The sequence below is a fragment of the Oscillatoria sp. CS-180 genome (assembly GCF_028330965.1).
Classification (GTDB): Bacteria; Cyanobacteriota; Cyanobacteriia; order Phormidesmidales; family Phormidesmidaceae; genus Halomicronema.
In genome coordinates this window covers 212,168-231,894 of sequence record NZ_JAQMUB010000081.1, presented here as the reverse complement: position 1 = coordinate 231,894, position 19,727 = coordinate 212,168, and the positions used below count along the sequence as shown (strand labels likewise).

At 50.1% G+C, this 19,727-nt stretch carries 17 protein-coding genes; 4 read left to right on the top strand and 13 right to left on the bottom strand.

All coding sequences use genetic code 11. The features are described from left to right. Positions 1–36 precede the first annotated feature (36 nt). A complete protein-coding gene (locus PN498_RS20050) occupies positions 37–1,047 on the bottom strand; it encodes a LysR family transcriptional regulator (protein ID WP_272065103.1) in 1,011 nt (336 codons plus the stop codon). 669 nt (positions 1,048–1,716) lie between these two features. Between PN498_RS20050 and hrcA the strand changes: the two genes are divergently transcribed. Beyond that, complete coding sequence (gene hrcA, locus PN498_RS20045; RefSeq protein ID WP_272065096.1) at positions 1,717–2,820, top strand: heat-inducible transcriptional repressor HrcA; 1,104 nt, start codon at positions 1,717–1,719, stop codon at positions 2,818–2,820. Positions 2,821–2,870: 50 nt separating this feature from the next. On the opposite strand, the gene PN498_RS20040 is transcribed toward hrcA, so the two are convergent. After that, on the bottom strand, positions 2,871–3,455 hold the full coding sequence (locus PN498_RS20040; RefSeq protein WP_272065094.1) for a rhomboid family intramembrane serine protease: 585 nt from the start codon (positions 3,453–3,455) through the stop codon (positions 2,871–2,873). Between the two features lie 180 nt (positions 3,456–3,635). Between PN498_RS20040 and PN498_RS20035 the strand changes: the two genes are divergently transcribed. From PN498_RS20035 to PN498_RS20025, 3 genes are all read left to right on the top strand, one after another. Next, on the top strand, positions 3,636–4,229 hold the full coding sequence (locus tag PN498_RS20035) for a DUF4126 domain-containing protein (protein WP_272065165.1): 594 nt from the start codon (positions 3,636–3,638) through the stop codon (positions 4,227–4,229). 255 nt (positions 4,230–4,484) lie between these two features. Next, a complete protein-coding gene (locus PN498_RS20030) occupies positions 4,485–4,670 on the top strand; it encodes a hypothetical protein (RefSeq protein ID WP_272065092.1) in 186 nt (61 codons plus the stop codon). 630 nt (positions 4,671–5,300) lie between these two features. Beyond that, positions 5,301–7,463 carry a flavin-dependent dehydrogenase gene (locus PN498_RS20025; protein ID WP_272065090.1) on the top strand — a complete coding sequence of 721 codons (2,163 nt, stop codon included), beginning with the start codon at positions 5,301–5,303 and terminating at the stop codon, positions 7,461–7,463. A 367-nt stretch (positions 7,464–7,830) separates the two neighbouring features. Here the strand turns inward: PN498_RS20025 and PN498_RS20020 are convergent, their stop codons facing one another. From PN498_RS20020 to PN498_RS19970, 11 genes are all read right to left on the bottom strand, one after another. Continuing rightward, entirely contained in the window at positions 7,831–8,163 is a 333-nt protein-coding gene (locus PN498_RS20020) for a hypothetical protein (RefSeq protein ID WP_272065088.1), read from the bottom strand. 24 nt (positions 8,164–8,187) lie between these two features. Then, positions 8,188–8,607, bottom strand: coding sequence for a RusA family crossover junction endodeoxyribonuclease (locus PN498_RS20015; protein WP_272065086.1), 420 nt, complete (start codon positions 8,605–8,607; stop codon positions 8,188–8,190). Between the two features lie 569 nt (positions 8,608–9,176). Then, entirely contained in the window at positions 9,177–9,809 is a 633-nt protein-coding gene (locus PN498_RS20010; protein ID WP_272065084.1) for an ABC transporter permease, read from the bottom strand. Further along, positions 9,809–10,771: an ABC transporter ATP-binding protein gene (locus PN498_RS20005; protein ID WP_272065083.1), complete on the bottom strand. Its 963-nt coding sequence runs from the start codon at positions 10,769–10,771 to the stop codon at positions 9,809–9,811. The genes PN498_RS20010 and PN498_RS20005 overlap by 1 nt, the downstream gene beginning before the upstream one ends. 130 nt (positions 10,772–10,901) lie before the next feature. Beyond that, positions 10,902–11,822, bottom strand: coding sequence for a glycine betaine ABC transporter substrate-binding protein (locus tag PN498_RS20000; RefSeq protein ID WP_272065082.1), 921 nt, complete (start codon positions 11,820–11,822; stop codon positions 10,902–10,904). Positions 11,823–12,016: 194 nt separating this feature from the next. Further along, positions 12,017–12,673, bottom strand: coding sequence for a hypothetical protein (locus PN498_RS19995; protein WP_272065081.1), 657 nt, complete (start codon positions 12,671–12,673; stop codon positions 12,017–12,019). A 745-nt stretch (positions 12,674–13,418) separates the two neighbouring features. Then, positions 13,419–15,170 (bottom strand): TolC family protein, encoded by a 1,752-nt coding sequence (locus PN498_RS19990; protein ID WP_272065079.1) that lies wholly within the window; start codon positions 15,168–15,170, stop codon positions 13,419–13,421. Between the two features lie 5 nt (positions 15,171–15,175). Continuing rightward, complete coding sequence (locus tag PN498_RS19985; RefSeq protein ID WP_272065078.1) at positions 15,176–16,372, bottom strand: ABC transporter permease; 1,197 nt, start codon at positions 16,370–16,372, stop codon at positions 15,176–15,178. Between the two features lie 3 nt (positions 16,373–16,375). Further along, positions 16,376–17,728, bottom strand: coding sequence for an efflux RND transporter periplasmic adaptor subunit (locus tag PN498_RS19980; protein WP_272065077.1), 1,353 nt, complete (start codon positions 17,726–17,728; stop codon positions 16,376–16,378). A 400-nt stretch (positions 17,729–18,128) separates the two neighbouring features. Next, a complete protein-coding gene (locus tag PN498_RS19975; protein ID WP_272065075.1) occupies positions 18,129–18,887 on the bottom strand; it encodes an ABC transporter ATP-binding protein in 759 nt (252 codons plus the stop codon). Between the two features lie 173 nt (positions 18,888–19,060). After that, on the bottom strand, positions 19,061–19,711 hold the full coding sequence (locus tag PN498_RS19970; RefSeq protein WP_272065074.1) for a hypothetical protein: 651 nt from the start codon (positions 19,709–19,711) through the stop codon (positions 19,061–19,063). Positions 19,712–19,727 lie beyond the last annotated feature (16 nt).

The window sequence follows — 19,727 nt, the reverse complement described above, 5'->3', positions numbered from 1 at the left end:
CTGTGAGGGCTTACCCATACCTTACAAGCTGAAGGGCTACTCGACAGGAGTTTTCCCATTCGCTTCAGAGACGGGAGAGACGGGGCGTTTCTGACCGTTCTGCTCCGCTTGGGCCGGTTCTAGAGAACGGTTGGTAAACTGGGGCAGAATTTCTTCTGTAAAGGCCTCGGCGGCTTTGGAGCGATAACGATTGGGGTTGAAAATAACCGACAGCATACGGTGGACAACAACCGTTTCGATGCGGCTGCGGTGAAGCATTCCCATCTGCAATTCTTTCTCAATCGCTGAAATAGAAACGAAGGCAACCCCCAACCCCGCCTGTACTGCGTTCTTGATGGCCTCGATGGAGTTCAATTCCATCTCAATGTGGAGGTTTCCGGTTTCAATGCCGCTGCGAGTTAAGACCTGATCGATCACCTTGCGAATGGTGGATTGAGAATCTAGCGCAATGAACTTCAGCTGATATAGATCTTCTCGGCGAATAATTTCAGCGTTTGCCAGGGGATGAAAGACGGGCATGATGAGCGCCAGTTCATCCTCGGCATAGGGAATGATTTCCAGTGACTCTTGGAGTTCAGCCGGAACTTCACCCCCGATAATTGCCAAGTCAACCTGACCATTGGCAACGCTCCAAGAGGTGCGTCTGGTTGAGTGAACATGGAGCTGAACGGCGACCTCAGGATAGCGCTGACGAAACAGCCCAATCATTCTCGGTAACAAATAAGTTCCTGTTGTTTGGCTGGCTCCGACAATGAGGGTGCCTCCCTGAAGGTTTTGGAGGTCTTCAATGGCGCGACAGGTCTCTTGACACAGGCTGAGAATGCGATCGCCATATTCCAGCAGCAAGTGTCCCGCTTCGGTCAGCTGTGCCCGCCGCCCGCCGCGATCAAACAGGGGCACGTTGAGCTGGCGCTCTAAGTTCTGTACCTGCAGGCTAACGGCTGGCTGGGAGACATATAAGCTGTCGGCAGCCCGCTTGAAACTACCCTCAGTCGCGATCGCCTTGAGGATTCGCAACTGATCTAAGGTGAACGGAAGATCAGACATAAAAACCTATCCAAAGCATTGAAGAGAACATAGCCACGTCGTTAAGTCACAAAACAATCGGCATTAGGGAGGAAAGCTTGTCGCTGATACCTCATCTCAGGTAGCGGATAGTCGCTGACTAAATAAAAATTTTGGGATCATCCGCAATCCCTAGAGTACTCGCTTAGCGTGGTTTCCTGGAACTGCATACCGAGAAAACGATGAACTTCATGAAAAAATAAGCTGCTTTCACAAAGCCAATGTTCTCGAAAATCCCGGCCTGAGCTTGGTGATCAGGCATTTATGCTGTTTGTGTCAAAAGTTGATAAATTGTTAATTTTTTGACTGATTTTTGTGATTACCCTGTTGCTGCACTGTGCTGAGCGGAAGCTGGGTGAGCTTAGTAAGCTGCTTACAGGCAAAGTTTGTTGAGCAGGACTGACACGTAGTCCCCTTATATCCTCCCGTTAAGAGACGTTGAATCCGGCTTTCTTATACTTGAGGAGCAAGGGGTCGAACCAGATTCAACTGCGTTGAGTCCGTTGAGGATGATCGCCTGGCATGCTTCTGTGGGTGAAAATTTTCGCCCTGAACGTTCACAAAGTCCTACTGTTGTACTCAATTGCGAAGTGAATCTGCTAAGGTAAAATCCAAGATTTCATCTTGTAAAGCGTACGCTTTAATAACTGCATGTTGGCTCCCATTACCTTAAACCCACGCCAGCAACACGTTCTTTGGGCAACGGTCCGGCAATATGTCACAACTGCCGAGCCAGTGGGTTCAAAAGCGCTGACTCGGGAATATGACTTGAAAATCAGCCCAGCAACGGTTCGTCATGCGATGGGAGTCCTTGAAAAGGCAGGACTGCTATTTCAGCCGCACACTTCGGCAGGTCGAGTGCCGTCTGATTTTGGGTATCGACTCTACGTAGATAATCTAATTCATCCCTCTCAGGGCATTGCTCAGCAGGTTGATAGTCAACTATCTGGAACTTTGAACTGGGACGGTTGGAGTCTAGAAGCGCTATTGCGAGGAGCCGCGCAAATTCTCTCAACGCTGAGCGGCTACCTAACGCTGATCACGGTGCCGCAAAAACGCGATGTCACCATTCGCCACATTCAGCTTGTGCTGCTGGATTCAACGCAAATATTGATGTCCGTTGTTCTAGATTCTTTAGAAACCCAATCAATGGTGATTCAACTGCCGTCTCAGCACGAGACAGATGTTCATCAGCTTGATGCTTTGGAGCGGGAGCTCAAGATCCTGTCGAATTTTCTGACAACTCATCTCATCGGTCATCCTCTGATGAAGATTGCGGAGCTTGACTGGGGGAGGCTGGACCGAGAGTTTCAGCGATACATCAACATGTTGCAGGATGCGATTCAAATGCTGGCAGAGCGTAACCAGGCGCTAGAATCGACCCAGTTCGTAGTCAGTGGTTTAGGCGAAGTTCTGAGACAGCCAGAATTTTCTGAAACGCAGCAAGTGCAGGCGATCGTTCAGCTGTTAGAAGAGGAGCAGGATCAACTCTGGTCTCTCGTGTTTGAAACCAATTTATTTGAAGCCAATCCAGAAGACAGTTTGAACCGCCGCGTTAAGGTCCTGATTGGTTCTGAGAATCCATTAGAACCCATGCAGGGCTGTGCTTTGGTATCAGCGACCTATGGCAAAAGCCAAGCTCCTCTGGGAAGTGTCAGTGTTTTGGGGCCAACCCGCATGATGTATGAGAATGCGATCGCAGCAGTTGAAGCCGCCGCGAATTATCTGTCTGATGCGTTTAACGCTATTTTGTAGGCGGTAGGAACGGTCAGAAGTTGGCATTAACGCTGATCAGTGGGCGATCGCTAGCCCCGCTTTGAGCGGGCTAGCAGCCAGGCGGTGAGTGCGCCACCCAAGAAGCCGAACAGATGTCCCTCCCACGAGACGCCAGGCTGGTTTGGTAAGACACCCCACAAAAAGCTGCCATAAAAGACAACAACCAAGACAGACGCCGTGATCGCAAACGCGCTGCGATCAAAATAGCCCCGCAATAGCAGATATCCGAAGTATCCAAAAACGATGCCGCTGGCACCGATGTGCAATGAATTCGGTGCACCGATAAGCCAGGTACCCAAGCCGCTGACTAAAGCGGAAATGACCGTCACACTCCAAAATTCTGAGGCTTCGCCCAGCATAATGAGGCCACCCAAGGTCAGAAGCGGGAGGGTATTGGCAATTAAATGCTGGAAATTTCCATGCAAAAAAGGTGCCCAAAGGATGCCCTGAAGTTCACCAATTTGCCGAGGATAGATGCCATGAAGCACTAACCGCCCTCCCAGTAGCCCGTCATTGATACCCTGCACCGCCCACAGGATGACGATCAATCCACCTAAGGTCCAAATCGGTGGAGGGATGTCTTTCAAATTGTTTTTGTTTATTGGTAGTGCCATAGAGTCAAAAATTTACGATAGCTTTCAATGCTTTCAAACCCTATTCAGCCTTAAGTTTCGGAGAGCTATTGATATGTTTCCAATGGACAACTGTCTGACTCTCCTCCCTTTAAAATTGCGATGTCTTATGTTGAAAGAGATTCTGTACTTCAGCATAACTACCCAAGGGCAAGTGTGATTATCACTGAGTTATTAGCCGTTTTATCCATCTCGGCAGCCGCTGGGTTTAGATTGGCCTTACCGCTTTTGATCATTGGGTTTGTTTCCGGTAATTTGTGGGCCGAAGTACCGATCTTGTCTCAGTTTCCCCCTTCTGTTGTGGTTGGCGCATTGGTGAGTTGGACGCTGATTGAACTGGTGTTTTCAAAGCAGTCTATTGTGCAGCGTTTCATACAAAGCGCAGAAATGTTTCTGAGTCCTGCCGTAGGGGCGATCGCTGGGATTACCGTTGCTCGCACATTTAACGTAGACACTGGGCTAATGTTCCTCTTAGGGGGGCTAGGTGGACTGTTGGCCCTAGTTATCCACCTGGTACAGGTTGGTTGGCTATATCGTCTCAAAAGGCCCTCTCCGTGGCTCATTTTTGCCGAAGACTTCCTCTGTGTCTGTCTCGTTTTGTTCGCTTTTGATGCCCCCCAACAGGGTGGACTCATTGCCTTATTGCTCCTTTGGCTGGCGTTGCGAACGTCTCGTGGGTGGCGGAGATGGTATCAGACTCAGGCAAGTCCTCGCGATCGCAACCACCCAAGGCGTCTGAAGCGAGAACCTGATTAATCATTGCCTTATCGTTTTTCTTATACTTTTGATAATTAATTTTGATATCAAAAAAACTTTGAATTGTCTCGCAAGGCAGGGTTTGAAATCGCTGAGTTTTCCGTGTTTTCCTCAGACTATGGCAGTGAGATGGCCAGAAGCTGTAACAAAATTTCTGAATATCAAAGATCGAGCGCGTGATACTGGCAGTTACCAAATATGAAGACTATATTGATACAGACAGGTTTAAGATGACGTTTTCAAGAATACTTTTGTATGTTTAAGCCTTCAGTGCTATGCAAGCTAGCTATCTGTCGCCGTTTGGTCGTCATTGTTGCGATTTGGAGCGCTTTTCTCATTGGCGCTAATGAGGTGCGCCGAGCTGCCCAAGGTGACAGTGTCGTGTACGAAGATGTGAAGCGACTTGCCGTCTATAGTCTCGCTCTGCGGTTGAATCGTTGATTGATTTGGGGCGCGATCGCATCAGATCATATCTTGCAGTTGAGCTGATGCTGACTGCTTTAACCCTTGCTCTCTAAATTCGAGGATTTTGAGGTCGAAGTTCCCAATCCTAGCTGATTTAAGGGCAAATGTAAGATGTTGTGTTGAATGCGAGATGTCGATAAATGGCTCTTAGCGGTTGTGCCTTGCAGAAGACGGAAGCGATTGGCTGCCTCGACTCATAGCCGTCGCCAGTTCTGTTAGGACAAGACGGCGAGCCGTTTGGCGAGGCGCTAAGGACCTGGATCTAATGGTTGTGCCAGCCTAGATGGCTAAAGTGATATGTCATTCTGGACAACTGCTTTTTATAAAGACGCTAGTGCTTGAAGTTAAGCGCCGTCTGTGGCTAATTCTAGGGCTGAAGAATGAATCAGGATTCCAGACAGGCTAGCCCTCGAATTTCCGGGTTTGTTCCCCCCAGATCTGACTATGCTCTGAAATTGGCTTGTACTGCAAGCAGTGAACGCATAGGGTTTAATGTAGGAAAGATAACAAAATTGAGGTGACAGGCGATCGCGGTTTGGTCCTAGCGGAGTGGCTGGAACGCCTGAGAATCCTTTTTAAGAACGTCTGGTCTTAAAGATTGCCGTAATGAAAGAGCTGCTTTATATAGAGGTGCCAACGCCAAATACAGCCTCTGTTCGTGCTTGGCTACAAAACACGTTCGTAGCGCCAGCAGGCAAAGTCACTGCAACGACTGAAGGCGTTCTGGTTGAGTTTCCCAGTCGAGACAGTCGGATGCCTTTGCCAACTGCTCTGTCCATTTTTGTGTGGTCTTTGCAGCGGACAACGTATCTCAAGGTGTTTCGCTGGAGCGAGCGATCGCTGCCGCAGGAGTCTCGTCTCCTACAGCAGCTTGAGCAGCAAATTCGTCAGGCCTTTCCTCCGGATTACGGGCAGATGCCCGCGTTTCAGCCAGAGCAGCAGACTATTTTTGAAGCTTTAGCAACAAAGTTTCCGAAAACCGTAACTTATTTTCAGCGGATGCCTAATGGTGAAGCTGATCTGGAGCGAGTTTATTGGTGGGAAAAGCGCTGGCGTGATAGCGTGCGATCGCCCAAAAAGCCCAAACAAGTAATTTTTCGAGCAGACAATACCGCCTTAGAGGCCCCTCCCGCTGAGTCAGGTGAGCAATACGACCTCATCTATGTTGGTGGTGCTTTGGGTGTTATCCATGCCGCTGTGATGGCTAATTTAGGGTATAAAGTTCTGCTCATTGAGCGGCTTCCTTTTGGTCGGATGAATCGCGAATGGAATATTTCACGAGTAGAGTTTCAGAGCTTGATTGATCTCGGGCTGTTCACTGCTGAAGAGTTCGAATCGCTAATTGCCCGCGAGTATGAGGACGGCTACAACAAGTTTTTCGACGCAAACAATCCGTCTGTTGCTAAAGCACCTGTCTTGCATACGCCAACGGTTCTTAATATTGCGCTCGATTCGGAAGCTGTCTTGAAGCGCTGTGGAGAAAAACTAACGGCGGCAGGCGGCACCATCTGGGATGAAACTGAGTTTGAGTCAGCCCATGTCAGTGACACAGAGGTCACTGTTCAGGTTCGGCGACGGGGCAGTGGAGACGCTGAGGTGGTCCAGGGCCGTCTGCTTGTAGACGCGATGGGGACGGCATCGCCTATTGCTTGGCAGCTCAATAACGGGCGCGCCTTCGACAGCGTATGTCCTACTGTTGGAGCCTGTGTTTCGGGCGGTTTTGAACCAGAGGTTTGGGATTCAACCTACGGTGATGTCCTCTTTAGTCACGGTGATATTTCACGTGGCCGTCAGCTCATTTGGGAACTGTTTCCCGCGCGAGGAAACGAACTGACTATTTATCTGTTTCACTATCATCAGGTTGACCCTGATAACCCTGGTTCGCTGCTGGCAATGTATGAGGACTTCTTCCATATTCTGCCGGAGTATCGCCGATGCAATATGGACAAACTGACCTGGCGAAAGCCAACGTTTGGCTATATTCCAGGGTATTTCAGCTTGGATAAGGACGATCGCACTGTTGCCTTTGATCGGCTGGTGGCGATCGGCGATGCGGCATCCCTTCAGTCTCCTCTAGTTTTTACTGGGTTTGGTTCTCTGATTCGGAATCTGTCGCGTTTAACGAGTTTGCTAGACGTGGCGCTGCGCTATGACTTGCTCCAGGCTAAGCACCTGAACCAAGTCCGCGCGTTTCAAAGTAATATCGCGATCACGTGGCTCTTTTCCAAAGGCATGATGGTGCCAACGGGCAAGAACATTGCTCCAGCACGCATCAACTCCATGCTCAACACTTTCTTCGGCATTTTGGAGTCTGAAACGCCCGATGTTGCTGAGCGCTTTATCAAAGACAAGGCCAGTTGGAGCGAATTCAATCGTATGGCGCTCACCGCTGCCAGCAAAAATCCCGCTTTGCTGTCTTGGATTTGGGAGCTAGCAGGCACAAAGGATCTCATACGGTGGGTTGGCAGCTATCTAAATTACACGCTGCAAACTTTTTTACTGTGGCTTTTTGGCTGGTTCCCCAACTGGTTAAATCAAAATCAAGCTTGGCTGGAAAGGAACAATCCAGCTCTGTTTTTCTGGATGCTGGCCCAAAGCCATCAACTGACTTATGGCATGGGACGCCCACCGAGTATTCAACGGGTCAAAATTGAGCCTAAATTGCCCCCTGAGCCAAAACCACCGAAGCGAGTTCGTGTGTCAGCTCAGACAGTACCGTCGGGTGCTAGCAGTAGCCCTGTTGCACCACCCGAATCTCCCTCGTCGTGAGGAGTGTCGCCATACGTCAATAGAGCTTTGGCCATCTAGTGGTCTGCCAAGTTGGCAATTGTGAGTGAGTTATCCCTGCAAGTGTTGAGACAGACAATACGCTTCTCTTGGTTCAGCCAATAGCGTGCATTCGCCCCCTAAATTCCCCACTCTGGGGACTTCCGGGGATTGGCTCCCCCGAATGGGGGCTGGGGGCCAAAGCAGTCAGCCTCAACTCAATTGCAAGAGCTGGATTGACTCACAATTTCAATCTTGACGCTGCACTAGGCTAAGGCACCAAATAGCGTTCAGGGGCTTAGTCCATCGCTAGATAGCTTGCCGTTTTGTCCTAATGGAACGGGTGACGGTTATCCAAAGAGTCTGCTCGCTAGGGTGTAGTGCTAATCTCTGGTTCTTTGGGATTACGAGGATTCGTAACGACCAGCTCAAATTGCCAGCCGGGAATTTCAGTGATTTTTGCGGCCATCCGGCGTAAATCTTCTGAGCCGTTCCGAGTCAAGCTTTGACGTGTTCGTACTTCAACCGCAATGACCTGATCGTCTGTTCGGGCAACTAAGTCAAGCGGACATTTTGATAGCGTGTCAGGCAGATCCGCCGCTTCTGGATAAACCGTAACGTCATACCCTTCGCTGCGGTATTCTCTGGCAAGGGTGAGAACCCGACGGTGCTCCAAACTTGATTGGTGGCTGCGGAAACCCATAGAAGCGATCGCCTCAAGAACTCACTACCTCAGATCAGATGGATCTGGAGCAACTTCGATCATAACATGGACAAATTCTTCGCCTTTAATGAAGCCTTCCGCCAAGGTTAAGGAGATTCCTTTAACTCTAAATGAACCGTTCAAATTGCGGCGGCGACTGGTGACATCTGTGACCTGGTAGTCGTACTCATAGACAATGCCCGTTAGGGCTGCCCGTATGGGTTTGACAATGTTGTCGCTGTCTGGGACATTTTCCTCTTTACCGCTGGGAGTATCAAAATAATGGGTCAATTTGATACGCACATTGTCGTCAACAGGATTATCATTCGGCCATGATTGATTAGCTGCCCGACGCACCGCCGCAATCCACACCTGCAGTTTGGATTTATCTTTAGTTTGGTTAGAGATAGGACGACCAGTCAGAATAAACTCGAAGGGCAGCACAGGATTTTACACAAAAATACACCACAGGGTAGAAACAACCAGAGCAGACGGAGGAAGGTCAACAACAGGAAAATCGTGAAAGCGTACGGGACTCAATACTTCTCAGCCAACGAGCTGGCCTGAACGAAAGTGCTTGGAGACCAGCAGGGTTTTACACTTCAAGGGGTAAAAGTTATACCGGCAAGATTTACGCAAACGATCTACAGGCAGGATAGGCAATGCTATCTTATGCTCTCTAGGAAGCAAATAGCTCCATGAATGAGTCCTGACCCACTTAACTCAGACATCAAACAGAGCGGTTTTGTCAGGTTTAGGCGTTTTCTGGCAACGAATATCCCCACGTCGGTTGGTGTCGAGGAACGAGACCCAACATCCTCAAAGCCTCTATTCGTTGGGTTTCCCAATGTCGACCGTAACCTACCGCCTTAGCTTTCTCAGGTCATTTCTTGTTTAGAACTCTCCTTAAAGGATCTGAATAAGGTCCCAATAGTAAAACTGTTCTGCTCAATTCTACTGACGTTGGAAGCTGTCAAAAAGTTCTACACCCTAGTGCGGGCTGGACTGCCGAATTAATGCTTTTCAGCTTTGCGGGTGGGATGACTACGCTGTTCCAGCCAAAGGAGCACACTGTTCACGGCAAAGGCAAGCACTGCAACGGCAATTGAACCCGCCCAAAGTTTGTCAATGCGATTGGTTTGAATTCCGTCAAACAAGAGTTTGCCCAACCCACCAGCGTTAAACTTGGCGCCAATCGTGGCGATCGCGATCGCGACTACTGCTGCAATTCTCACCCCGGCAACAAAAACGGGTAGCACTAGAGGAACCTGCACCCACCACCAGCGCTGCCAGTTGCTCATGCCCATGCCCTTAGCCGCTTCTAAGACTGCTGCATCAATGCCAGATAAACCGACCGTGAGATTGCGAACCAGGATGACCTGTGTGTAGAGCACCATCGCTACAATGACCGACGTTGCATTAAGGCCAAAAATAGGCACCAGAAAAATAATTAGGGCCAGGCTAGGAATCGTGTATAAGATGCCCAGAATGCCAATTACCGGGACGGATAGCCACTGATAGCGAGCAATGAGGAGTGATAAGGGGACAGCTACAAGGACGGCAATCAGGAGTGTGATGCCCGTCATTTGAACGTGTTGGACCAGAAGCGTCAGCACCTCGCCCGGATTATCAAGTAAATACCCCACTAGCGGTTTGCCTCCACCGCGCAGTTACGGATATGGTCTAGGGTCAGCAAGCCGACCGGTTCGCCGTCTTCTAGGACTGACAACTCGGGTGCCCCTGTTCTTAGAATAATCGAGAGTGCGTCTCTTAAGTTGTCCGCAGTTTCAACTGAGGGCTTGTTGCCGTTTTGGTAATGCTCTGGCAGCGAAATCATGGCCGAATTGACGGGTAACAGTCCTAACTGTCGCACCATGTCGTCTGCGCCTAAAAGCTCGTGGACAAAAGGTTCGCTAGGTTGGGTCAGGAGATTAAAGGGGGTATCGAACTGAACGATACGGCCAGCATTCATAACCAAAATGCGATCGCCCAATCGCAATGCTTCATCCACATCGTGGGAAACAAACAAAATCGTTTTTTTCAACTGTTGCTGAAGCCGAATAATTTCGTTCTGGAGAGATGTTCGCGTAATTGCATCGATTGCCCCAAAGGGTTCGTCCATCAGCATATAGTCCGGATCTCCAGCCAATGCTCTAGCGATACCAACCCGCTGCTGCTGACCGCCAGATAATTGTGCCGGATAGCGATCGCGATACTCATTTGGCGGCAGCTTTACCAAATCCAGTAGCTCGTCTATCCGCGCCTGAGTACGAGGGTTCGGCCATCTCAAAAGCTTTGGCACAACAGCAACGTTCTCAGCAACCGTCATGTGAGGAAATAGGCCAGACTGCTGAATGACGTAGCCAATTTTCTGCCTCAGCTTGGTCGGTCTGAGGCGCGTAATGTCCTGTCCATCAATGCAAATCTGCCCCGATGTTGGCTCATAAAGGCGGTTTACCATCTTAAGCAGCGTCGTCTTGCCACAGCCGGATGGGCCTAAAATAACGACCAGCTCGCCAGCCGCAATATCACAGGTAACCTGATTCACTGCGGGCCGAGACATACCTGGAAATTCCAGGGTGACTTGATTGAATTGAATATTACCCATGAGAGTGCAGAAGAATTAACAGATGTTAGGAAAGGGAGAGAGTTGAATGCTGAGTTTTGAATGGTGAATCAACAGCTTCGATTAACAGCTGAAAACTCGCAAAAATTCCGGCTAAAGCCAGGTCACCCTGTTATTCCGCATCCGTCTCTTCTAAGAAACCATTCTCTACCAAGAACGTTTGAGCAACCTCTTCAGGTTCACGTTCCTCTCCGGTGACTGCATAGTTGAGAGTTTGCATCACTTCGTCGGTGATGGCAGGAGACAGTTCATTCAAAATAGTTTCAATTTCAGGTGTAGCGTCCAGAGCCTCCTGGCGTACAACCGGAGCCACTTGATAAGGCGGGAAAAGTTGCTGATCATCTTCTAAGACAACCAGATCAAAAGCGCTGATCTCACCGTCGGTACCAAAAGCTACGGCAACATCTGCTTCCCCGTCGACTAGGCCCTTATACCGTAATCCTTGATCAACAGCTTTGTATTCTTTGAGCTGAAAGTCACCGTATGCGCTTTGAATACCAGGTAAACCATCTTCACGGACTTCGAACTCTGGCGGACCAATTAAAGTCAAATTATTGGCCTGCTCAGCAAATTCGGAAATTGTGGTGATGCCCAGCTCATCCGACCTCTCACGGGTCATTGCCAATGCTTGGGTATTGTTCATTGGGGCGGGTGTCAGCCATACCAGGTTGAACTGTTCCTGATATTGACTTGAAACGGTGTCAAAAACCTCATTCGGGTCACTACTCACAGGTTCTTTCAGAACAGTCAATAGACCTGTCCCCGTATATTCTGGATAGAGATCGATCTCGTTACTTTCCAGAGCGGCTTGCGCGACAGGGGTGCCACCTAAATTGAGTTTGCGCTCAACTGCATACCCTGCGTCTTCCAGCATCAGGGCATACATTTCGCCTAGAATCAGCTGTTCAGCAAAATCTTTCGAACCTACTCGAATAACATCGCCACTGGTATTGCCTCCTGCACAGGCCACAACCGTTGTAGCAGCGCAAATAAACAAAGCGACGAAAGAAAACCATCGACGTACTAATTTCATGAAAGCAGTATCCGCTCGGAATCTGTGTCGAAAATCGTTTGCTTTTGAGAATAACACCTCATCTCAAGGGTTTCCTCTCACCCAATGGAGAAAACCGATCTGAAAAAGTCATAGATTATGCAGCCTAACAAGCGATATCTTTTATTTAAGACGGCGTATCAGAAAACTAAATTGTTCAAAACGGTTTCTTTGCTCTATTCCGGGTCGTAAATATCTTGTGGATATACCTGACGGGTACGTCTAGGAGCGGGTAAAAATTGGCCCTGATAGTAGGGATTAGGGGGGACAGGAACCTCAGTTGAATACACCACTTGGCTAGCCGGTGACTGGCGATTACGAGATTGAAAAGCAACTAAAACAACCAGAATGACCAGGACGATCGCACCGCCAATTAAAACGACAACGACGAGTCCGGCGCCAACCCACAATAAGGAAGACTGAGTGCGATCAGTTTCTTGCTGAACGCCCGCAAACTGTTGTTGTTGAGAGGTCAGTGCGTTAATTGAGGTTTCATGGGTATTGACGCGCGCTACGAGAGCTTGGGCTTCTTGCTGTTGCCACTGAATTTGGGCTTCTAAATCTTTGAGTAGCGCATCTTGCTCAGTAATTTGTTCTTCCAGACGTTGATTGATCTTCTGTTGCTGTTCAAGCTCTTCAAGAACGTCTTCTACCTGAGGTGCAGCAGCAGTAGTTGATGTTGTGGGTACAGGGGCAACTTCTTCGATCGGCAATGCGCTGAGATCTTCAACGATCGGAGGGGATTTTGACACAGTAACGCGCGCTATCAGCAAAATTAACGCTGCAGCGCCAGTCGTTGCACACCCTGCAATAAATGCCGACGAATCGCTCATAGAGATGGAATAATCCTGTAGATCCAGTTACATAAGTGTTGATTTAGACTGTGAAGCTGCGATCTCCAGGAACCTTAGTAGGTTAAGGATAACGCGCAACATTCAACTTAGTGCACTCTGTTGAGACCCAAATTCAAGAAATCGTGCTCTATAATTACAATTCTTTTGCAAAGAACGGGTCACATTTAGGGTGCTGAGGTCACATTTAAGTACATCCTGCTATCGCTGTGTTTGTGCCACACCTAGCTCAGAATTCAGCACGTATTCTGAGCTAATGCACTGAGCCTCATTCGATCGCTCAGTACATAGTCACAGGTTCAGTGCCGTGTCCTCACAGAATTGATGTTCATGAATCTCTTCGAAATGCTCTTCCTCAAAGGGTTCTGGCGATTTGCCCAAATTGAAGAGCTGAACTTTTGGTGAGAACACCTGAATTTAACTGAACTTTTCCATATTGTTTGCGTAAAGCGTCTAGGCCACTATGTAGGCATCCTGTAGACTCGCGTGTGCTCCTTGAGCACGAGCTGAGCTGGAAGTTCGTTAGAAGGACCAGCTCAGCTTTTCGTTTTAAAGGATTAGAACAGCGCAGAATCACTAGATTTTCCACTTTGCGGTTCGATGACAGCCGTACAGCTCATGGGCGTGAAGTTGTCGCGAGGAGTTATGCGGCAGGCGGATTAAGGGGCTATCGCCAGGCTGTGCGAATACACCGGAGTACGTTGATGACTGGTTGTGGCAGGTGTCCCTATTCGTCAAGTGGGGTTAAATCGGGTTCTTGGATTTCGAAGGTGTCTAAGGCGTCGGGTGTGAGCAGCACGGGTAGAAAATCAACGGCGTTGCTCCAGGTTTCCAGGGTGAGGCCAACTGCTTCATCTAGAGCAACAATGCTGTCGAGGAATTGAATACGAGCTGAGAGTTCGCTATTTTCGGCATCTACCAGGTTTTCTTCTTGAGTTGTAATTTGAAAGATGTCCCGAATGCGGCCTCTTAAAAAGAGCTCGCGGGTTACATCTAGCTGTAGTCGAGCGTTCTCCGTGGCTCGCTGTGCGGCTTCAACCCGCGCTAGGTTGGCGTTAACGGTGTTGAGCTGATTAGTAATTTCATTGCGGATGGTGGTCTGCTGTTGAGCCAAGCGATTGTCCTGCTGAACAATTTCCACTTGGCGCTGAACTAAGTCAGTTTCCAGATTAGGTTCATCAAAGGTGCGGCGAGCAACAAGACCGATAGTCGTTTCTGAAAAGTCGCCTAGGCTGGCACTCCCTTCAATATCAAGACGCCACCGTAGACCATCTTCCGCTAGTTTCAGATTAAGTTGAGCGATGTCTTGCGCTAGCTCAGTTTGCAAATAGTCGGGGCGCGTTTGATAGGCGATCGCCACCAAGGTTTCCAAATCATAGTCTTCAACCCGTGCGATCGCTACTGTGAATAGCTCGGTGATAGTTTCTGGAGATGCTACAAACACAAGGTCACGATTAACCCCAATTTGATCTAACAAAGCCGTATTGGCTTCTTCCAGCTGATTTTGAGCCAGGAGCAAATCTCTCTCGGCATCGGCTACGGATCGCTGTGAATCCACTAAGTCAAACTCTGCCCTACGCCCTGCTTCCACCAATGCCCGCAAGATGGTTAGCTGTCGCTGTCGTCGGTCTAGAGCTTGCCGTTGAATTCTGACGGATTCCTGGGCTTCAATCAGGTTGGTGTATTGAGTCACCGTCGTGCTGACGGTCGTTGTCAATGTTTGCTGTAGCTCCAGAAAATTCTGAGACTCTTGCAGACGAGCGATATCGACAGGCGCTTCATTGACTGCCGTTCCCGCCCCTCGGAGCAGCGGCTGAGTCAAGTTAAGGCGCACAGAAGGGGTATTGCTCAGGGCATCCAGGGTGAGATCAATCTCAGTTCCCTGGCGCGTCAGGAGAAGTGCTGACGCGCCAGCGCTTTGGGTCAGCGTCGTGCGATCGCCCAAATCCGTCGATGTGCCCCCAATGGTATTGGGTAAACGAGCACCACCTCCAAAGACCTCTTCAAAGCGCTGATTCAGACCAATGCCGACAGTGGGAGTAAGCTGCGGATCAAACCGTTCTTCAGCAGCCTGAAGTTGCTGCTGTTCAATCAGTCGCTGCAGCTGACGATCGCGTAAATCACGATTGCCCACAATGACCAGATTGAGCAACTCAGGGAGGGTGACCGCAACGCGCGATCGCCCATCGGTCGTGACCGCATCAAGGGGACTAACGGTTTCCTCCAGCTCCAATGCCTCATCAACATCAGAACCTTGCTGTTCCTCATCCGTTAATGTGTCTGGATAAGTAGACCCTTCTGCGGGAGACCCCGTTTCCGAGGGCAGCGGCTCAAAGACAGGCCCCTCTATGGAATTGGCAATTCCTGTCCGAGCTAAGGGGAGAGCCAATAACAATACTGCGCTAACTCCTCCCCACCAGTACCTATGCTGATTGATGCTCTGCTCTCCCAGCTTGCTCCAATGCTCCCTTGCGCTCATGTCACCTACTCTCCCCTCAAGGCTTGAACCACATCAATCTGCGTGACCCGCAATGCTGGAAAGAAACTGGCCCCGACGCCGACGGCAAACGCTGCTCCCATGGAGATCGCTGCTGCTTGAGGACGAAAGGTATAGGGTGCTTCAAAGACCTGAGTGGTGGCTATTCTGGTTAGCCCATGAACGGTGGCGATCGCAGCTGTGCCGCCAACTAAACTGAGAAGGGCTGCTTCTACAATAAACTGCATCATGACTTCCCAGTCAGTAGCGCCGATGGCTCTCCGGAGACCAATTTCGCGAGTGCGCTCCATGACGGCAGCTACCGTAATATTGGCGATGCCAACCCCACCAATCACCAAAGCCAGGAGACCTACAACCTTGAGAATGCGGTTACTGGTTCGCTGCTGCTGCTCTTCGCGATATAGATCGGCTGCATTGCCCCAGATGCCGACTTCAAAGCCGGGATAGCGCTGGTTGAGAAAAGCTTCAATGCCGGCTTCGACGGCTTCATAATTCTCCAGTTCTTGGATCGCGATTTGAGTCGTCCCCCAGCTGTATTGGCCAGCGATCGCGTTGGCATAGTTCTGAGTCAGCCATACTTCTGGATTAGGTTCACGACCTGACCATCGCTGCTTAGCCTCCGTCACGCCAATCACCGTTAGCCGAATCGTGCCTAGAAATAGTCCTTGATTGACGGGAGATCCTTCAGGAAAAAGCTGCTCAGCTAGAGTGGTATTAATGATGGCGACCGGATAATATTCGTCAAAATCGGTTTGCTGAAAGAAGCGACCTTCAATGACCTTGCGTCCTGTCGTTTCCTGAAAATTTAAAGATACGCCTTCGATGTCAGCATTCAGCGCCACTTGTCCCTGATGGCGTACTTGGCTGGCACTTAAACCGCGTGTCCTATAGCTTATGCTCGCAATTCCGGGGACCTCCTGCTGCATCACAATGAAATCTTCTTCCCCTAGTTCCGGTGCTGTCTTAAGTCCTGTAGGGTCGTACATAAAATAGGTGACAAAAGGGTTGTCCCGCTGGGCCAGTTTTTCTTGAAGCTGCGCGCTCGTAATCGTTCCAATATTGAGTGTGGCGTTCACTGCGGCCACGCCCATAAAAATGCCTAAGGTGGTTAGCCCGGACCGTACCCAGTTGCCTCCCAAATCGCGAAAAGTAGTGATAACCAAGTCAGTTGGAGACAGCGCCATGATTCAGTTTCCTCCTGAGTTCTGCTGGCCAGAGGACGTTTCTGCTTCGCGTTCTGAGGGCGCGTTGGTTTCAGGTGGTGTCAGCGGGCTGCCCGGCACGAGGTCGGTCTCTGGCGGAACTGCAACGACGATTTCATCCCCTTCCTGCAGGCCCGACAGAATCTCAATAGTTTCTAAGGTCTCTAGCCCGACCGTAACTTCCCGCTGTTGGGCCAGTCCTTCAGCATCTTTGACCCAGACATAAGGATTGCCAGCATCTCGCTGTAGGGCCGTTACAGGAATCACCAGTACATTTTGTCGCTCCTCCAGAACCACATCGACGCTGACGGCGCTGCCTGGAATGAGTGAATTGCTGGGTTCGTTCAAAACCGCTTCGGCTTCAACCGTGGACTGCTCAGAATTGTTCTGATCGGTAACAGCTTGGGGAGAAACTCGCTGAATCCGCCCTTCGAAAATGTCTGGGTTGGGGCCAATCACGCTCACTCTCACCGGCATCCCAATGCCCACGTTAGCCGCATTAAGCGTTGTCATTTGCAGGCGAATCGTTTCTTGTGTCGGATCACCAATGCTCAACAGACGCCCTTCACGCTGCACACCGTCTCCAGGTTTAACGTCCACCTTGAGGACGATCGCATCGATCGGCGCAACAATTTGATTATCTTCCAGCTGTACCTGCAAGTTAGCGGTGTTGATGTCGTCCTGGCGTACCCGTAATTCCGCTTTAGTGACTTCAACTTCGGCATTCCTGACCTCCGATTGAGCCTCTTCGAGCGATCGCCTGTCTATGCGAAAGTCATCTTCAGAAATATACCCCTGCTCTAACAGTTCTGCCGAGTCCTGCAAGCGACTCTCGGCATCTGTGAGCCGTGTTAACCGTTCCTGCAAAACTTCCTGTTGGCGTTGAAGATCCAGCTGATTGATTTGGTTCTGCACGAGCTGATCATCAAGCTGCTGCTGAAGCCTGCGATCGCGCAGCTCTAGCAAGACCTGTCCCTGACTAACCCGTTCCCGCTCTTCGACTAAGACTTCCTGAACGGTTACATCACTGGGAGCTTTGAAGGTCTGTTGTCCGCCCAGTTCCACAATGCCCGCTTCGGTAATACTGACTTCCAAATCTTGGCGATTGACCGGGGCCATAACGACCGCGATCGATTCAGGCGGCGTTTGCAAAAAGGTTCGATATCCTAGCCAACCCCCTATGCCCAAAAGCGTGACGAGACCAGAGCCGATAATCCACCGCAGCCCTGTCTGTTCTTTACGAATAGGGGCTTCTAACGGTTCAGCGATATCAACATCAGAGTCTTTAAAGGGGGCAGAAGATGCAGACTGAAAGTCCTCAGGCGTGGTTGGTTCCACAGTAGTGTCCTAGTCAAGTGTCTTATAGCTTTGGCCATCTAGGCTAATGCACCCAGTTGCATCCGGGTGCTTAGCGGACAGCCCGATGGCCCGCCGTCTTGTCCTAACAAAGCTGGCGACGGCTATACCTGAACCTTTTTCATTCTGCTGAGGCCGGTTTTATTCGTCAACCGGAGGGGGGTTGGACGTAGGAGATGGTTGCTTTTCGGCGTCTAATCCACTCAATGCGAAATATAGCCCCGTGCGGCTAAGTACATCTGCATGCCGCTATAGGATACACAGCCTTAGCCATCTGAGCTTGTGCACCTAACAGTGTCCGAGTCGTATCCGAGTGCTTAGCCCATAGCCCGATGGCTCGTCGTCTTGTCCTAACGGAACTGTCGACGGCTATAATTAGCCTCTACCGTCCTATCGTTGACGTGCTATCGCCCAAAATTCGGCCGTCGCTGACCTGAATGATACGTTTGCTGTGACCGGCTACGTCGTGGGAGTGGGTGACCATGATGATGGTGATACCGCTCTTGTGAAGTTCGCTGAAGATAGCCATCACGGCTTCAGCAGAGTGGGTATCCAAGGCGCCTGTTGGCTCATCAGCAAGGAGCAAGAGGGGACGGTTGACGATCGCCCGAGCGATTGCAACACGCTGTTGTTGTCCTCCAGAAAGCTGGGTGGGGCGTTTGTCCAGTCGTTGCCCGAGTCCCATACGTCGGAGAGCGGCAGCGGCTAAACGACGTCGTTGTTTGCGATCGATACCCATATACATCATTGGCAGCATGACGTTTTCTAGCGCACTCAGATTATTCAGGAGTTCGTATCGCTGGAAAACAAACCCAATTTTCTGATTACGAATTCGAGCTAGTTGATTTTTACCCAAGCGAGAAACGTCAACGCCATCTAGCCAATAGCGTCCATTGGTGGGCTGATCGAGACAGCCGATGATATTCATCAGGGTGGTTTTGCCAGAACCCGACTCGCCCATAATGGCGCAATATTCGCCAGGATGAATGTTTAGGCTAATGCGATCGCACGCCCGCACCATCGCCTCTCCACTACCGTAGACTCGCGAAATCTCGCTGAGCGCAACAGCAGGACTGGAAGACGAAAGTGTCCCGCTATAGCCGTTTCGGCGACTATGACCGTTCTGTGGCGAAAGGGACATTAGACTCCACAATGGATCAACCACGCTAAAGCTGTAGACTGGGCTGAGGCTAAGGACGCCCGATACAACGACTATCAGCGTTGGTTAACTCCATGAAAAGGCAAAACCTTTTTCAACACCAATCTACACGGCTCGCGATGTTAGCCTCAACGCACTATGACACAGAACGTCTATTATTCATCGTTTTCAGGTACCGCTTCGTCAGATTCATCGATTTTCTGGGACTGATTTGCAGCGGCGGCTAATGCTGTTTTAGTGCCTGGAGCTTCAGTTTCTTCAGGGCTGTTGTATTTAGCTACGACATTGGGAGGTGTTGGCTGCACAGGCGGTTCGCCGACTTCGGGTGGCTCCGACGGAGGGGTTGGACTGCTAGGTGAACTTTTAACTGTTGGTTCAGATTGACTAGGCGAACTCTCTACCGTTGGCTGAGAAATAGAGGGCTTAGGCTTAGGCAGTTTGGGTGCGGGTGGCTCAGCCTGAATGCCTAACTGCTGTTTGGCCCGATAGAGCAAAGTCTCAGTTCCTGAGGCCAGTGAATCAGCCGCCGACTTGCTCATATTAGCGATTGTCTTAGGTTCTGTCTCAGTATCGTCAGGTTGCTGGAGACCCTCATACCAGTCTCTTGTCCTCTGCCCGAGGTTGATGGAGCTTTTCCAGAACCATTCCCCAGCGACAAAGACCAAGCAGATGATTAACCACAGCAGCACCCCAGTTTCTCGTAGAATATCCCACGTAAGAACGACTGCTTTTTTGTAAGTAGCACCAGTGTCGGCGGCGAACAACAGTTCACCCACCTTGTTGGCTTGACCTTTGATTTTCTCCACGGTTTCGGCTCCTTAG

Coding starts and splice junctions, on each gene's coding strand:
- PN498_RS20005 (WP_272065083.1), bottom strand. CDS start 10,771: ATGGGTAATATTCAATTCAATCAAGTCACCCTGGAATTTCCAGGTATG.
- PN498_RS19995 (WP_272065081.1), bottom strand. CDS start 12,673: ATGAGCGATTCGTCGGCATTTATTGCAGGGTGTGCAACGACTGGCGCT.
- PN498_RS20040 (WP_272065094.1), bottom strand. CDS start 3,455: ATGGCACTACCAATAAACAAAAACAATTTGAAAGACATCCCTCCACCG.
- PN498_RS20020 (WP_272065088.1), bottom strand. CDS start 8,163: ATGGGTTTCCGCAGCCACCAATCAAGTTTGGAGCACCGTCGGGTTCTC.
- PN498_RS19985 (WP_272065078.1), bottom strand. CDS start 16,372: ATGGCGCTGTCTCCAACTGACTTGGTTATCACTACTTTTCGCGATTTG.
- PN498_RS20030 (WP_272065092.1), top strand. CDS start 4,485: ATGTTTAAGCCTTCAGTGCTATGCAAGCTAGCTATCTGTCGCCGTTTG.
- PN498_RS19990 (WP_272065079.1), bottom strand. CDS start 15,170: ATGAGCGCAAGGGAGCATTGGAGCAAGCTGGGAGAGCAGAGCATCAAT.
- PN498_RS20000 (WP_272065082.1), bottom strand. CDS start 11,822: ATGAAATTAGTACGTCGATGGTTTTCTTTCGTCGCTTTGTTTATTTGC.
- PN498_RS19975 (WP_272065075.1), bottom strand. CDS start 18,887: ATGTCCCTTTCGCCACAGAACGGTCATAGTCGCCGAAACGGCTATAGC.
- hrcA (WP_272065096.1), top strand. CDS start 1,717: ATGTTGGCTCCCATTACCTTAAACCCACGCCAGCAACACGTTCTTTGG.
- PN498_RS20050 (WP_272065103.1), bottom strand. CDS start 1,047: ATGTCTGATCTTCCGTTCACCTTAGATCAGTTGCGAATCCTCAAGGCG.
- PN498_RS20025 (WP_272065090.1), top strand. CDS start 5,301: ATGAAAGAGCTGCTTTATATAGAGGTGCCAACGCCAAATACAGCCTCT.